Below are 15,174 nucleotides of genomic sequence, written 5' to 3'. Positions count from 1 at the left end.
ACTACCCTCTCAACAGGACTTCGATTCCGGAGATGGCGAAGTAGCAGGCGAAGACCGCACTCACCACCCAGACCAGCCAATGGATTTCGCGGAATCGTCCGCGGGCGGCCTTGATCACCGTGTACGAGATCAGACCCGCGCCGACGCCGTTGGTGATCGAATAGGTGAACGGCATCGCGACGATGGTCAGGAAAGCGGGCACCGCGACCTCCATGTCGGACCAATCGATCTTGCGCGCCTGGGTCATCATCAACGCCCCGACGAGCACCAGCGCGGGTGCGGCGGCCTGAATCGGCACCACCCCGGCGATCGGCGTGAAAAATATTGCCAGACAGAACAATCCGCCACTCACCAGACTGGTCAGACCGGTGCGCGCACCCTCACCGACACCGGTCGCGGACTCCACGTAGACGGTGCTGCCCGCGCCGCCGCTCGCACCGCCGATGATCTGCGCGAGGCCGTCCATCGTCAGCACCCGGCCGAGTCCGGGCATGGTGCCCTTCTCGTCCAGCAGTCCGGCCTCGTCGCAGACCCCGAAAACCGTTCCCATGGCGTCGAAGAAACCGGTCAGCACCAGCGTGAACAGCACGACGCCCGCGGTCAGCGCGCCCGCGCGGACGAAGCCGCCGAACGGGTCGACGTGCAGCATCAGCCCGAAATCCGGGACGGCGAACAGCCGGGACGGCGCCTTGGGCACGACGGTCCCCCACGACTTCGGGTCGATCGTGGCCACCGCGTTGATCACCACGGCCAGCACGGTGGCGACCGCGATGCTGATCAGGATCGCTCCCGGCACCTTGCGGATGTACAGCGCGATCATCAGCAGCAGCCCGACCCCGAACACCACCACCGGCCAGCCCTGCAGATGTCCGTCCGGGCCCAGGCTAACCGGCGGCCCCGAGGCCGAACCGTGCCCGACCACACCCGCCGAGACCAGCCCGATCATCGCGATGAACATCCCGATCCCGACGCCGATCGCATTCTTCAAGGCCAGCGGAATGGCGTTGATGATCATGGTGCGCAGTCCGGTCGCGGCCAGGATCACGATGATCACGCCCATCAGCAGCACCAGGCCCATGGTCTGCGGCCAGGTCATATGCGGTGCGGCCTGGAAGGCGACCACCGGCACCACGCCCAGGCCCGCGGCCAGAGCCAGCGGGACGTTGCCCACCAGACCCATCAGCACGGTGGACAATCCGGCGGAAAAGGCTGTGGCCGTGGTGAGTTGCGCGATGCTCAGGTGTTTCCCGTCGATGTCGGTGGCGCCGGCCAGAATCAGCGGCACCAGCAGAATCACGTAGGCCATCGCCACGAATGTGGTGATGCCGCCGCGGATTTCCCGGGTGACGGTGCTGCCGCGCGCGCTCAGCCGGAAGAACCGGTCGAGCGCGGACCGCTCGGCGATGGTGGCAGCAGGGGAAGTACGAGTCTGTACCTCGGTCATTGGCGTGCCCTCCTCGGGGCTGGAACGAGTACGCCGCGCCCTGCGTCGTGACGCAGAGCAGTCGCGGCATCACGCCGACCTGCAGTCCGGCCGTCATCGGACCTGTAGTTCGGAATGCGGTTGTGGGGGCCCGGTCCACGCCGGGCGAGAACCCCTGTTGATCAACAGCTTCGGATGATGTCCTCGGGACGGACCGGAACCCGGATCAGGTTCCCCGTCCCGCCGGCGGCCTTGCACGCGTTGCGAATTGCCGAGACGACCGCGGGTGTGGACGAGAGAGTGGGAGGCTCTCCCGCGCCGCGCAGCCCGTAGGGGGCGTGCGGGTCGGGATTTTCCAGAATGTCCAATCTCTGTGTGGGAGTGTCGAGAATCGTGGGAATGAGGTAGTCGGTGAACGAGGGATTGCGCACCTTTCCGTTGGTTACCTGAATTTCCTCCATGACCGCCAGACCCAGACCCTGGACGGATCCGCCGTGGATCTGGCCTTCCAGCGAGAGCCGGTTCATGATCCGGCCCACGTCCTGGACCGCATCCAGAGCCACGACCTTGACCAGGCCGAGTTCGGTGTCCACGTCGACCACGGCGCGATGCACGCACACGGCCAGCTGGGTGTGGCTCCGGCCTTGCCCGGTCACCGGATCCATGCCGGTGGTGGGCCGGTGATGGTATTCGCGGGTTTCTTCGACGACCCCCTCATCGAGTACGTCGACCAGTGCCGCGAGCACCTCACCGGTTGCCGAGGCCACCTTCCCGCCGACGAGCCGCGCCGCACCCGAGATGCCCCGGGCCGCAGCGAGTTCCAGGACGCGGGCACGTACGGCCTCGCAGGCGGTCTTGACCGCGCCACCGGTCATGTAGGTCTGGCGGGAGGCCGAGGACGACCCCGAGTCCCCCACCGCGTTGTCGGCCGGGGCGATGGTGACCCGGTCGATGCCCAGTTCGGTGCGGGCGATCTGCGCCTCGACCGTGACCAGGCCCTGCCCCACCTCGGCCGCGGCGGTGTGCACCAGCGCAACCGGTTCTCCGGCAATGACTTCCAACCGCACTCGCGCGGTGGACAGGTCGTCGTAGCCCTCGGAGAAGCAGATGTTCTTGATGCCCACGCCGTATCCGACGCCGCGAACGACGCTTTCGCCATGGGTGGTCTGGGAAGCGCCGCCGGGCAGGTTGCGGATGTCCGAGATATCCGATTCCGGTGGCAGCGGCATATCTTTCAGCCGTTCCAGCATCGGCGCGAGCGGGGTCGGGGCGTGCAGTACCTGCCCGGTGGCGAGCTTGGAGCCCTGGGTGACAGCATTGATCTGCCGCACGTGTATCGGGTCCATGCCGAGCGCGTCGGCGAGCTCGTCCATCATCGACTCGTGCGCGAAACACGCTTGTACCGCACCGAATCCGCGCATCGCACCGCACGGCGGATTGTTGGTGTAGACACCGTAGGCGTCGACCTCGAGATGCGGGAATTCGTAGGGGCCCAGGGCGAGTGAGGATGCGTTGCCGGTGACATTCAACGTCGCGGAGGTGTACGCGCCCCCGTCGAGGATGATCCGCACCTTCGCGTAGGTGAGTTTCCCCGCCCGGGTGGCGCCGTACTCGTACCACAGATGCGCCGGATGCCGATGGACGTGGCCGAAGAAGGACTCCTCGCGGTTGTACATCATCTTGACCGGCCTGCCCGTGTGCATGGCGAGCATACCGGCGTGGATCTGCATCGACAGGTCTTCCCGGCCGCCGAACGCGCCGCCGATCCCGGCCATGGTCATTCGGATCCGGTCCTCGGGCAGGCCCAGGCACGGGCCGATCTGGGACAGGTCGTTGTGCATCCACTGGGTCGCGACGTAGAACTCGAGCCCACCGTCCTCGGCAGGGACCACCAGACCCGATTCCGGGCCCAGGAATGCCTGGTCCTGAATGCCGACCTCGTACTTCTGCGAGATCACCACGTCGGCCAGGGCCCGGCCGACGGCGATATCGCCCACCCGGACCGGCTGATGACGCGCGATGCCGCCGCGCTCCTGGACCCGATTGGCTTCCGGATCAGCCACCACCGCAACGGGATCCACGATCGGATCGAGCACCTCCCACTCGATGTCGATCAATTCCAGCGCGCGGCGGGCGATTTCGGGATGGTCGGCGGCGACCAGTGCGATCGGTTCGCCGTGATGACGGACCTCGTCGATCGCGAGAACCGGCTGATCCCAGGTGTGGTCCAGGCCGTACACCTTGCGGCCCGGCACGTCCTCGTGGGTGAGCACGGCGTGCACGCCGGTGACAGCCAGCGCGGCGGCGGTGTAGATGCGCAGGATGCGGGCGCGCGGATGCGGGCTGCGCAGGGTCATCCCCCACAGCATGCCGTCGATCCACAGGTCCGAGGCATAGGCGAACTCGCCCTTGACCTTCAGGGTTCCGTCGGGACGCAGCGGGCTGCCGCCGACGCCGGCGTTGCCGGGTGCGGCCACCTCGGCCGGGAAGCGGGTCGAGCGGGTCATCGAAACTCCTGATCCGGTCCGTGATTTCGGCGGGACGGTCATCAGCGGTCCTGTCCGCGCAGCAGCCGATCACGGGCCGAGACCCCGGCCGCGGCGATGACGTCCTGTGCGACGGTGCGCAACTCGTCGTTCTCGACCACGGTGCGCCCGCCCACCAGCAGTCGCGCCAGCGGCGGAGTCGGGCCGAATACCAGCGAGCACACCGGATCGGCGATGGCGGAACGGAATCCGTCGACCCGCCAGATCGCGATATCGGCCAGCTTGCCCGGCTCGAGGCTGCCGATCTCGGTGTGCCGACCCAGATTTCGCGCCCCGCCCAGGGTGCCGATCTCCAGCGCCTGGCGTGCGGTCAGGGCCGTCGGCCCGTACACCGCGCGCTGAAAGAGCATGGCCTGGCGCATCTCACCGGCCATCGAGGTCAGTTCGGAGGATGCCGCGCCGTCCACGCCCAGTCCGACCGGTGCGCCCGCAGCCAGCAGATCCCGCACCCGGGCGATCCCCGCTCCGAGCCGGGCATTGGAGCTCGGGCAGTGCGCGGAGCCGGAGCCGGTCTCGGCGAAACGCTGAATATCCTTGTCGTGCAGATGAACCGCGTGCGCGAACCAGACGTCCGGGCCCAGCCAGCCGATCTTCTCCATGTATTCGACCGGGGTGCAGCCCATCTGCTCGCGGCAGTGCCGTTCCTCGTCGAGCGTCTCGGCCAGATGTGTGTGCAGGCGAACACCCTTGTCGCGGGCCAGGATCGCCGACTCGCGCAGCAGTGTCTCGCTCACCGAGAACGGTGAGCAGGGCGCCACGGCCACCCGCAGCATCGAATCGAAGGACGGGTCGTGGTACTTGTCGATCACCGCCGCGGTCTCGTCCAGGATCCGATCGATCGTCTCCACGACCTCGTCCGGCGGCAGACCGCCGTCGGATCGACCGCGGTCCATCGAGCCCCGGCAGGGGTGGAATCGAAGCCCCACCTCCGCGGCCGCACGGACCTCGGCCTCGAACAGATCGCCACGGCCCGAAGGGAATACGTAGTGGTGATCGGTGGAGGTGGTGGTCCCGCTCAGGGCCAGCCAGCCCAGTCCGGCCACTGCCGCGCCATGGGTGATGTCGGCATCGATCCGGGCCCAGGTCCGGTACAGCCCGGTCAGCCATTCGAACAGCGTGGCGTCCTGATACAGGCCCTGGGTGGCCCACTGGTAGAGGTGGTGATGGGTGTTCACCAGGCCCGGGGTGACCAGGCAGCCGGTGCCGTCGATGCGCTCGGCATCCTCGACGATCGGCGCGGGTCCGCTGGCCAGGGCGGTGATCCGGCCGTTGTCGACGGTGAGGTATCCGTTGTCGATCTCGTCGCCGACAACCGGTGCGATATAAGCGTTTTCGATGACGATCCGGTGGCCCGCAGACAACTGCGCCGCCGGATCAGCCTGCGATACCTTACTCATTGCGCTGCGGCCTTTCGCCGTGCGGCCACCCGGACCGCGTCGAGGATCTTCTCGTAACCCGTACAGCGGCAGAGGTTTCCGGCCAGCGCCTCGCGGATCTCCGCATCGGTCGGCTCCGGATTCCGCTCGATCAGGTCGTGCGCCTGCACGATCAGCCCCGGCGTGCAGAATCCGCATTGCACCGCACCGGTTTCCACGAACGCCTGCTGCACCGGATCGAGCCGGTCGGCCGTCCCTGTGGCGGTGGCCAGACCCTCCACCGTGCGCACCGAACGTTCGCGCGCCTGTCCGGCGGCGACCAGGCACGAGCAGGCCGGGACGCCATCCAGATAGACTGTGCAGGACCCACATTCGCCTTGTTCGCAGGCGTTCTTGGAGCCCGGCAGCCCCATCCGCTCACGCAGCAGGTACAGCAGGCTCTCGCCTTCCCAGACGTCGTCGACGGTCTCTCGGACGCCGTTGACATGGACATTCACCCGCATCAGGCCGCTCTCCTCTGCGCCGCGAGGTCGTTCCAAGCCCAGCTCAGGGTGCGGCGTGCCATGACCGAGAGGGCGTGCGTGCGATAGTCGGCGGTACCGCGCACATCGTCGATGGGTTTCGCCGCGGCCGCGACCAATGCGCCGAATTCGCGCGCGATCGTCTCGGTCAGCGGGACCGGATCCGCCCAGGGCAGTTCGCGCGCGAGAAAATCCTCCGCCGCGCGAGCCCGCAAGGGTGTCGGGCCGCAGGAACCGATTCCCGTTCCCGCCGTGCGTGTTCGGGGATGTAATGCGATCGCGAAGGAACATACCGCGATGACCATGGCGTTTCGAGTGCCCACTTTCGAGAAATACTGCGGGCCGGAATCGGGTTCCAGCCAGATCGCGCGGATCAATTCATCGGGTTCGAGCGCATTCTTCTTGACCCATACGTAGAAATCGTCGATCGGAATCATCCGGGAACCGCGCGCGGCCGAGGTCACCTCGATCACCGCATTCGCGGCGAGCAACGCGGGATGGCTGTCACCGGCCGGCGACGCGGCGCCGAGATTACCGCCCACGGACCCGCGATTGCGGATCTGCGGCGAACCCACCGTGCGCGCGGCCTGGGCCAGTCCGGGTACACGTGTGCCCAGTTCACGGATGATCTGCACGTACGGAACACCCGCGCCGACGCGCACCCGGCCATCGATTTCCTCGATACGCCGCAATTCCGCGCACGGATTAAGATCCAGCAGTGCCGCCGGACGCCCCTTGTCGAAATTCAGCTCGACCATCACATCCGTGCCGCCCTGAATGGGGAGCGCCTCGGGAAAGGCGGCCCGTAATTCGAGCGCCTCGGCCCAACCGCCGGGTCGCAGGAATTCCATCACATCCCCCCGGCATTTCCGAGTGTGCACTGCCGCACCGTCATCTGACCTCCATCGGCATGAAACGTGTGAAGCCAGTACACCCGTCCGAGGCATCGCACGGCCACGACCGGAACTCCGAACTGTGCGCTGGTTCACACGGGGTCGTTCGTACTTATCTCCAAATGCGATGACGCCCGCGTTACAGCGAGGTCACCAGTGCCCTCGATATGGCGACAACCGGGCGCGCAGGCTGTTAGCGTCCGGAATCATGCGTCTACGTTCCCTGCTCGCCATGACGGATCTGGGGCTCGAACTCGTCACGGGGGAAGAGGAGCTCGACCGGTTCGTGCGCTGGGTCGTCACCCAGGATCTGCCCGATCCCAGCCGCTATCTGTCGGGTGGCGAACTGGTGCTCACCGGCATGCAGTGGCGCAGCGGTCCGCAGGACAGCGAGACCTTCGTCGCGGCGCTGGCCCGGTCCAAGGCGGCGGCGCTGGCCACCGGGGACGCCCGTTACGGCGCACCGCCCGAGGATGTGGTGCAGGCCTGCCGCAAGTACCGGATTCCGCTGTTCCGAGTGGATGAGCGGGTGGCGTTCGCGACCGTCACCGAGCGGATCACCCGCATGCTGTCCACCGGACGGGCGGCGGATCTGACCGCGATCCTGGACCGGCATCGCCAGTTGGTCTCCGGCACCGGCCTGGGTTCGGTACTCGACCTCATCGAACGCGATCTGGACATGCGCTGCTGGGTGATGTCCACGACCGGTCGGGTCGTGGCCGGACCGGTCGAGCCGCCGCCCGCGCGCACGGTCACCGAATTCCTGTCCGCACGGCGGCTGCCGCACGTGGTCCGCACCGGGCCGCGGCCGTATTCGCTGTTCGCGGTGGACGAATTCGGCACCTCCCGGGTCGCGGACTGGCTGCTGGTATTCGATTCGGACTGTTCGGACTGGCCCGAACAACGTCGCGCGCTGGCCGGAGAACTCGCGGCCATCGTCTCCCTCGAACGGGTCCGCAACGACGATCGACAGCGCGCCGAGGGCCGCCTGGCCGAGGAACTGGTCCAGCTGATCGTCTCCGATGCGAAACCGGCGGAGATCATTTCGCGACTCGAGTTGACCGGGCTCGGGGTGACCGACAGCTATGTCGCGGTGGCAGCCGCGGCCGAGGATGTCCTGCGGCCCAGGGAGTTACGCGCGCTGTTGCGCGAAATCCTCTACGGCAGAACACCTGCCGCCGGTCTGGTGGACGGCGAGGCGATCGCGCTGATCCCCGCCGACGCCGCCGCACGCACCGAGATCGGTTCGGCGCTGCGCACTCTCGAACCGGGTCTGGGCGGTATCCGCCTGTCGATCGGCGTCAGCGGCATCGTCGACGGCGAGGGGCTGCGCGGTGCGGTCGAGGAGGCCCGCTACGCCCGGCGGATGGCCGCCGGACGCGGGCGGGCGGGCGCACTGGTCGGCCACGACGAACTGGCCACCCACATGATGCTGCTGGCCAGCGTTCCCGACGAGGTGCGCCGGATGTTCCGGCTGCGCCTGCTGGACCCGCTGGTCACCTACGACCAGGACAACGGCGCGGATCTGGTGCACACCCTGCAGATATTCCTGCAGACCAACGGCTCGTGGACCCGCAGCGCCGAACTGCTGCATCTGCACGTCAACACGCTGCGCTACCGCATCGCCCGGATCGAGGAGCTGACCGGCCGCGATCTGTCCCGGCTCGAGGACCGGGTCGACTTCTTCCTGGCACTCGCGCTGGGTTGAGCCGATTCGGCGTACCGTGCTGGCCATGGCATCGCCACAACCTGCCCTTTCGACGCCCGGGACGCGCACCCTGGCCCAGGCGTGCCGGGCCGACGTGCCGGCGATGACGCGGCGACTGCTGGCGGCGATCTTCACCGACAACCCCGAATGGACCGACTACACCTCGGTCCCCCGCGCCGACCTGCGCGAGGGCTGCCGCCGATATCTGACCCGGATCCTGGATCTGCTCGGCGGCGCGAGCGGCGATCCGGAGACCGACGACGTGGCGGCGGCGATCGGCCGACATCGCGCCGAACAGGGCGTGCCGATGGAGGCGATGCTGCGGACCTTCCGGCTCGGCGGCGGCATCGTCTGGGAGGCGTTGCTCGACAAGGCCGGAAGTGTTGGGCCACAGGAGATCCGGGAATCCGGAACGGCGATGTGGGCGGTGGTCGACGGGCTGTCCTCGGCGCTGGTGACCTCGTACCGCAATACCGAACTGGAACAGGTCCGGCGGGACGAGCGCCGCCGCCACGCACTGATCGAGGATCTGCTCTCGGGCCGGGCGCACGACGCCGCGTTCGCCGCCCGCGCCGCACGCGAGTTGAATCTGCCCACGCAGGGGGCATATCTGGTGGTCGCGGCCCGCGGTGCGGGGCGGCCACTGCGGGCGGGCACCGAGACGGCGCTGTCGGCCTCGGGCATCCGATCGGTGTGGCACGACCGAGTGGACACCACGATCGGGATCGTCTCGCTGGAACATCGCACCGATGAGGCCGTCCTGCAACAACTTCGGCCGCAGGTGCGCGGGCGCGCGGGGGCCTCGCCCGCGGTGCCGGGGCTGGCACAGGTGGATTCCGCGCACGCGCTGGCGCTCATCGCGCTACAGACCTTGCCCGGGGGCGCAACGGGTCTGGTGTCGCTCGAGCAGCGGTATCCCGAGGCGCTGCTGGTCCGCTCCCCCGATCTGACCGATCTGCTGCTCACCCACACCCTCGGCCCGGTGCTCGAACTACCGGACAAGGAGCGCGACATCCTGCTGCGCACACTGTCGATCTGGTTGGCGGAGAACCGTTCCGCGGCCAATGCGGCGCCGCGACTGCACTGCCATCGCAACACCGTGATCAATCGATTGCAGCGGATTTCCGGGTTGCTGGGGCGTCCGCTCGAGGATCAGCGCGCGGCGCTGGAATTGTCGCTCGCCCTCGCCGCGCTCGGGCTCGACGCCTCCCAGTAGCGCCGCGGCAGTCTCCCCGCCCCCTGTGGCCGGATGCGCTGTACCACCGTGAACCGGTCGGGCACCGCCTGCTCGCGCCATGACCACCATTGGGCGCAGCGCCCAGTTTGGGAACGGAATTCCTGGGCTTGCGGTGCATTGTTTGTGCTCCGAGTGGCGACAAGACTCGACGTGGATGACTCGCGCCACAACCGGGCGCGGTCGTATTCGTTCGAGACGAGGAGCACCACGAGTGCCGGAATTCGATCTACTGGTGATCGGCGGCGGTCCCGGTGGCTATGTGGCCGCCATCCGGGCCGCTCAGCGCGGCCTGACGGTCGGGCTGGCGGAGAAGGAACGGCCCGGCGGGGTCTGCCTGAACTGGGGCTGCATCCCCACCAAGGCCATGTTGCGATCCGCCGAGGTCTTCCAGACCGTCAGTGCCGCAGCCGATTTCGGCGTATACGCCGATGACGTCCGATTCGACTTCGCCGCCGTGCGCCAGCGCAAGGACGGGATCGTCAAAGAGCTCACCGACGGTGTCGCGGGACTGCTGAAAGCCAACGGCGTCACCGTGATCGAGGGCCATGCCCGGTTCACCGGACCCACCACGGTGCAGGTCTTCGAGGCCGGAACCTCGCCGATCTTCGCCGGTGGCCCCCGCTACGCCGCGGCTCCCGGCGCGGCGGCGGTCCGCGAGATCACCGCCACCGACGTCATCGTGGCGACCGGTTCGGTACCGGCGGTACTGCCCGTGCCGGGTGCGGATCTGCCCGGTGTGATCACCTCCGACGGCGCGTTCGGGCTGACCGAGGTACCCGAGCGCATCGTCGTCATCGGCGGTAGTGCGGTCGGCGCGGAATGGGCCAGCCTGTTCCACGCCTTCGGCGCGGAGGTCACCGTCGTGGAGATGCAGGATCGGCTGGTTCCATTGGAGGACAGCGCGATCGGGACCGCCCTGGGACGCTCGTTCACCAAACGCGGCATCACCGTGCTGACCGGGTCCACGGTCACCGGCATCACCGAGGCGGCCGGAGCGTTGCGCGTCGCGGTCGGCGGGCCGCAGGCGCGTGAGGTGGACGCGGATGTGGTGCTCGTCGGCGTCGGCCGTCGCCCCAATACCGCCGCGCTCGATCTGGATATCGCCGGAATCGAAACCGACGCACGGGGTTTCATCCCGGTCGACGACCAGATGCGCACCGGCGTGCCGCACGTCTACGCGATCGGTGATGTCACCGGCAAGGCTCTGCTCGCGCACGTCGCCTCGCATCAGGGCCTCACCGCGGCCGATGCCATCGCCGGGCACGAGACGCACATCGACTACGCGGTCATCCCGGCCGCCACGTTCACCCATCCGGAGATCGCGAGCGTCGGGTTCACCGAGGAGGCCGCCCGCGCCGCGGGGCACGAGATCGTCACCGCCTCGTTCCCGTTCGCGGCGCTGGGCCGGGCCAAGACCTTCGGGGATACCGAGGGCATGCTGAAAATCGTTGCCGGGCAGCGCCACAACGAGGTGCTCGGCGTGCACATCATCGGACCGTCGGCCAGTGATCTGATCACCGAAGGGGCGCTGGCCATCTCGATCGAGGCCACCCTCGACGAACTCGCGGGCACCATCCACGCCCACCCCACCCTCGGCGAGATCGGCATGGAGGCGGCCCTGGCCGGTCTCGGACTGCCGGTTCACATCGCGCCACCGCGCAAGCGACCCGGAGGCGGCAGCAGAGCGTGACCGCACCGGAAACGCTGTGCCGCATCGAACTCGAGGAGCACCACAAGTGACCACCGCAACTCCCCGCAAGCCCAGCCGCAAGGCCACCCGTCCGGCCGACGGACGTCCGGCCACCGCCGCCAAATCCGTTCCGGCACAGGAAGCGGAAGCCGCGCCCGCCGACGACGCGCCCGCCGCGACCTCGGCCCCGCGCAAGTCCGCTCGTGCCAAGAAGACGACCCAGGCAGACACCGCGTCGGCAACGCAGACCCCGCTCGCCGATCACACGGCGACCGAAGCATCGACGGTCGAAAGTCGCATCGCCGCAACAGATCCCGAGTCGCTGCGTGACCTCTATCGCGACATGCTGTTCGTGCGCCGCTTCGAGGAGCGCACCGCCCAGGCGTATCAGCAGGCCAGGATCGGCGGCTACTGCCACCTGAACCTCGGTGAGGAGGCGACCGTCGTCGGGCTCGGCGCGGCCATGCGCCCGACCGACTACCTGTTCACCAACTACCGCGAGCACGGTTACGCACTGGCCAAGGGCATCGAGCCCGGCCGGGTGATGGCCGAGCTGTACGGCCGCTCCACCGGCACCTCGAAGGGCTGGGGCGGTTCGATGCACATGTACGACACCGCGACCCGGCTGCTCGGCGGTTATGCGATCGTCGGCGGTCAGGTCCCGCTGGCCATCGGCGCGGCACTGGCCATCGACTATCGCGGCGAGGACGACGTGGTGGTGTGCCAGATGGGCGAGGGCACCACGAATATCGGCGCATTCCACGAATCGCTGAACATCGCGGCACTGTGGCGCCTGCCCGTGGTGTTCCTGGTGATCAACAACTACACCGGCATGGGCACCACGGTCGAGAAGTCCTCCGCCGAACCGGATCTGTGGAAGCGGGCCGCGGCCTACCGGATGCGCGGTGAGCGGGTGGACGGCACCGATGTGCTGGCGGTCCGCGAAGCGGCGAGCGAACTCATCGAATCCGCACGGCGCGAAGGGAAACCGGCGCTGCTCGAGGCGGTCAGCCATCGGCTCAAGGGCCACTCGGTGGTCGACCCGGCCAAATACCGCAGCACCGAGGCGGTTTCGGAAGCCCGCGAACACGATCCGATCACACTCTGGCACGCCCGGCTGCTCGCGGCCGGTGTGCTGAGCGAGGAGTCGGCCGCCGCGATCGAAGCCGACGTCGCCGAGAAGGTCGCCACCGCTGTGGAATTCGCGGAGTCGAGCCCGCATCCGGACCCGTCCAGCCTGTTCGACTACACGTATGCGACCCCCGTCCCCGGGGAACTGCGCCGGCTGCCCGCCGACCCGCTGTTCCCGGCCGAGGCGCTGAGGTGACCCGTGCCCGTCACCACGCATCGCGACGGCCCGTCGCTCACCCCGAAAGGTAATTCCGTGCCCGTCATCACGTATCGCGAAGCTCTGCGCGAGACGCTGCGTCAGGAGATGCGGCGCGACGACGATGTCTTCCTCATCGGCGAGGAGATCGGCGTCTTCGAGGGCTCCTACAAGATCACCGCCGGTCTGCTGGCCGAATTCGGGGAGAAGCGGGTCCGCGACACGCCGATCGCCGAGGAGGGTTTCGTCGGTGCCGCCATCGGCGCGGCGATGCTGGGGCTGCGCCCGGTCGTGGAGATCATGACCATCAACTTCTCACTGCTCGCGCTGGATCAGATCGTCAATCACGCGGCCAAGATCTACGGCATGTTCGGCGGGCAGACCAACGTGCCCATGGTCATCCGCACGCCCGGTGGCGGCGGTCAGCAGCTCGGCGCGACCCATTCGCAGAACATCGAGCTGTACTACGCGTTCGTCCCGGGCCTGAAGGTGGTCGCGCCCAGCACACCGGCCGACGCGGCCGCGCTGCTCAAGGCGGCGATCGAGGACGACGACCCGGTGCTGTTCCTGGAGAACCTCTCGCTCTACAACACCAAGGGTGAAGTGCCCGAGGATATTCCGCCCGCGCAGATCGGCAAGGCGGCGGTCACCCGGGAGGGCTCGGACATCACGCTGATCGGCTACTCCCGGATGGCCACGGTATGCACCCAGGTCGCCGAACGCCTTGCCGCCGAAGGTATCTCGGCGGAGGTGATCGACCTTCGCAGCCTGCGTCCGCTGGACCGCGAAACGCTCGTCACCTCGGTCCGCAAGACCGGCTGCGCGGTGATCGGCGAGGACGACTGGCTGACCTACGGCATCGGCGCGGAGGTGGCCGCCTCCATCTCCGACGGCGCCTTCGACTACCTCGATGCGCCGGTGCGCCGCGTCGCCATGGCCGAGGTACCGCTGCCCTACGCCAAACCGCTCGAACGGATCGCCCTGCCGTCCGCCGACTCGCTGTACACCGCCGCCATGGAAACCCTTGCGGCCGTGGGCCGACGGCGGGCCTGAGAGGACCAGATATGCCTGAGATCACCATGCCCCGGCTCTCGGACACCATGGAGGAGGGCGTCATCGCGTCCTGGCTCAAACAGGTGGGAGATCCGGTGGCCCGCGGCGAGGTCATCGCCGAGATCGAGACCGACAAGGCTCTGATGGAGCTGGAAGCCTACGACGACGGGGTTCTCGAACAGATCCTCGCCGACGCGGGAGCGCGGGTGCCGATCGGGGAACCGATCGCACTCGTCGGGGATGGCAGCGGGACCGCGCGCGTCACGAGCGCCGCGGCACCGGAGACCTCGGCCGCTACCGGCGGCTCCGAGGTCTCCCCCGCTGCGCCCACACCCGACGCTCCCAGGCCCGCAACGGGTTCCGTGACGCCGACACCCACGGCTACAGCAGGATCCGCGACACCGGACGATCGCACGTCCAGCAGTTCGGCCACCGCGGACGGGCAGCGTCCCAAGTCCTCGCCGCTCGCACGGAAGATCGCCCGCGAACGCGGTGTCGATCTGGCGACCGTGACCGGCAGCGGACCCGGCGGACGCATCACTCGCCGTGATGTCGAATCAGCGAAGCCCGCAACCGATTCCGGAACATCCCCGGAACTCGCACCGGCGGCCGCCACTGCCGAAGCCGCAGTAGCTCAACCGATTCCGGTATCGGGCGACTACGACGAGATTCCGCTGACCCGCATCCAGCAGGTCTCGGCCACCCGTCTCACCGAGAGCAAACAGCAGGCCCCGCACATCTATCTGACCAGCGCGATCGACGTCACCGAACTGCTGGCCTTCCGGGTGCAGATCAACGCGACTCTCGATTCCGCCGGAAAGGGCAAGGTCAGCGTCAACGACCTGCTCGTCAAGGCGGTCGCGGCCACCCTGCGCACCGATCCGTCGGTGAACGTCAGCTTCGCCGGTGACAAACTCCTGCAGCACAAGGGAATTCATCTCGGCGTCGCGGTGGCGACCCCGGCCGGGCTGCTCGTCCCGGTGATCCACGACGCGGACCGCAAGAGCGTCTCGGAGATCGCTGCCGAGAGCCGCGACAAGGCCGAACGCGCCCGGACACGCAAACTGCGTGCCGAGGAGATGTCCGGTGGCACCTTCACCATCTCCAACCTGGGCATGTTCGGCATCGAACAGTTCACCGCGGTCATCAACCCGCCCGAATCGGCGATCCTGGCGGTCGGCGGCGCGAGTGACGAACTGCGACTGGATGATTCGGGCGCGGTGGTGGCCCGCAAGGTGCTGCGGGTCACGCTGTCCGCCGATCACCGGGCCATCGACGGCGCGGTCGCGGCGAAGTTCCTGCAGCAATTCAAGGATCTGCTGGAACATCCTCTGCGGATCATCACGTAACAGCAGCCCAGATGGCGAGGGTGCCCCGGGTCACACCGGGGCACCCTCGCC

At 68.1% G+C, this 15,174-nt stretch carries 11 protein-coding genes; 6 read left to right on the top strand and 5 right to left on the bottom strand.

Annotated features, from left to right (window positions below; translation table 11 throughout):
- Position 1 precedes the first annotated feature (1 nt).
- The 5 genes from ON40_RS09210 to ON40_RS09190 all read right to left on the bottom strand — a co-directional run bounded on the left by ON40_RS09210 (position 2) and on the right by ON40_RS09190 (position 6,717).
- Positions 2 to 1,444, bottom strand: a complete 1,443-nt coding sequence (locus ON40_RS09210) for an NCS2 family permease (RefSeq protein WP_051192877.1) — start codon at positions 1,442 to 1,444, stop codon at positions 2 to 4.
- 161 nt (positions 1,445 to 1,605) lie between these two features.
- Positions 1,606 to 3,930 (bottom strand): xanthine dehydrogenase family protein molybdopterin-binding subunit, encoded by a 2,325-nt coding sequence (locus tag ON40_RS09205; RefSeq protein ID WP_245567725.1) that lies wholly within the window; start codon positions 3,928 to 3,930, stop codon positions 1,606 to 1,608.
- Positions 3,931 to 3,971: 41 nt separating this feature from the next.
- The gene (locus tag ON40_RS09200; RefSeq protein ID WP_051192876.1) at positions 3,972 to 5,366 is read right to left on the bottom strand and encodes an 8-oxoguanine deaminase; all 1,395 of its coding nucleotides are present in this window, start codon (positions 5,364 to 5,366) and stop codon (positions 3,972 to 3,974) included.
- On the bottom strand, positions 5,363 to 5,848 hold the full coding sequence (locus ON40_RS09195; RefSeq protein WP_040820587.1) for a (2Fe-2S)-binding protein: 486 nt from the start codon (positions 5,846 to 5,848) through the stop codon (positions 5,363 to 5,365). The genes ON40_RS09200 and ON40_RS09195 overlap by 4 nt, the downstream gene beginning before the upstream one ends.
- Positions 5,848 to 6,717 carry an FAD binding domain-containing protein gene (locus tag ON40_RS09190; protein WP_040820586.1) on the bottom strand — a complete coding sequence of 290 codons (870 nt, stop codon included), beginning with the start codon at positions 6,715 to 6,717 and terminating at the stop codon, positions 5,848 to 5,850. Before ON40_RS09190 ends, ON40_RS09195 begins: the two co-directional genes overlap by 1 nt.
- Positions 6,718 to 6,967: 250 nt before the next feature.
- Here ON40_RS09190 and ON40_RS09185 point away from each other — a divergent pair, with 250 nt between their 5' ends.
- The 6 genes from ON40_RS09185 (at position 6,968) to ON40_RS09160 (ending at position 15,123) form a co-directional block, all read left to right on the top strand.
- Complete coding sequence (locus ON40_RS09185; RefSeq protein ID WP_040820583.1) at positions 6,968 to 8,467, top strand: PucR family transcriptional regulator; 1,500 nt, start codon at positions 6,968 to 6,970, stop codon at positions 8,465 to 8,467.
- Between the two features lie 25 nt (positions 8,468 to 8,492).
- On the top strand, positions 8,493 to 9,683 hold the full coding sequence (locus ON40_RS09180; protein ID WP_040820582.1) for a PucR family transcriptional regulator: 1,191 nt from the start codon (positions 8,493 to 8,495) through the stop codon (positions 9,681 to 9,683).
- A 232-nt stretch (positions 9,684 to 9,915) separates the two neighbouring features.
- Positions 9,916 to 11,394 carry a dihydrolipoyl dehydrogenase gene (gene lpdA, locus ON40_RS09175; RefSeq protein WP_040820580.1) on the top strand — a complete coding sequence of 493 codons (1,479 nt, stop codon included), beginning with the start codon at positions 9,916 to 9,918 and terminating at the stop codon, positions 11,392 to 11,394.
- Positions 11,395 to 11,440: 46 nt separating this feature from the next.
- Complete coding sequence (gene pdhA, locus ON40_RS09170) at positions 11,441 to 12,721, top strand: pyruvate dehydrogenase (acetyl-transferring) E1 component subunit alpha (protein ID WP_085997676.1); 1,281 nt, start codon at positions 11,441 to 11,443, stop codon at positions 12,719 to 12,721.
- Between the two features lie 66 nt (positions 12,722 to 12,787).
- The gene (locus ON40_RS09165; protein ID WP_218008764.1) at positions 12,788 to 13,774 is read left to right on the top strand and encodes an alpha-ketoacid dehydrogenase subunit beta; all 987 of its coding nucleotides are present in this window, start codon (positions 12,788 to 12,790) and stop codon (positions 13,772 to 13,774) included.
- Positions 13,775 to 13,785: 11 nt separating this feature from the next.
- Positions 13,786 to 15,123: a dihydrolipoamide acetyltransferase family protein gene (locus ON40_RS09160; RefSeq protein WP_174435017.1), complete on the top strand. Its 1,338-nt coding sequence runs from the start codon at positions 13,786 to 13,788 to the stop codon at positions 15,121 to 15,123.
- Positions 15,124 to 15,174: the final 51 nt, after the last annotated feature.

Source organism: Nocardia jiangxiensis NBRC 101359, assembly GCF_000308615.1.
Classification (GTDB): Bacteria; Actinomycetota; Actinomycetes; order Mycobacteriales; family Mycobacteriaceae; genus Nocardia; species Nocardia jiangxiensis.
The sequence above is the reverse complement of the archived record's forward strand: the minus strand, read 5'-3'. Positions and strand labels throughout refer to the sequence as shown.

Bases quoted from the DNA above. Each gene is read 5' to 3' on its own strand.
- ON40_RS09210 (WP_051192877.1), bottom strand. From the start codon at position 1,444: ATGACCGAGGTACAGACTCGTACTTCCCCTGCTGCCACCATCGCCGAG.
- ON40_RS09205 (WP_245567725.1), bottom strand. From the start codon at position 3,930: ATGACCCGCTCGACCCGCTTCCCGGCCGAGGTGGCCGCACCCGGCAAC.
- ON40_RS09200 (WP_051192876.1), bottom strand. From the start codon at position 5,366: ATGAGTAAGGTATCGCAGGCTGATCCGGCGGCGCAGTTGTCTGCGGGC.
- ON40_RS09195 (WP_040820587.1), bottom strand. From the start codon at position 5,848: ATGCGGGTGAATGTCCATGTCAACGGCGTCCGAGAGACCGTCGACGAC.
- ON40_RS09190 (WP_040820586.1), bottom strand. From the start codon at position 6,717: ATGGAATTCCTGCGACCCGGCGGTTGGGCCGAGGCGCTCGAATTACGG.
- ON40_RS09185 (WP_040820583.1), top strand. From the start codon at position 6,968: ATGCGTCTACGTTCCCTGCTCGCCATGACGGATCTGGGGCTCGAACTC.
- ON40_RS09180 (WP_040820582.1), top strand. From the start codon at position 8,493: ATGGCATCGCCACAACCTGCCCTTTCGACGCCCGGGACGCGCACCCTG.
- ON40_RS09160 (WP_174435017.1), top strand. From the start codon at position 13,786: ATGCCTGAGATCACCATGCCCCGGCTCTCGGACACCATGGAGGAGGGC.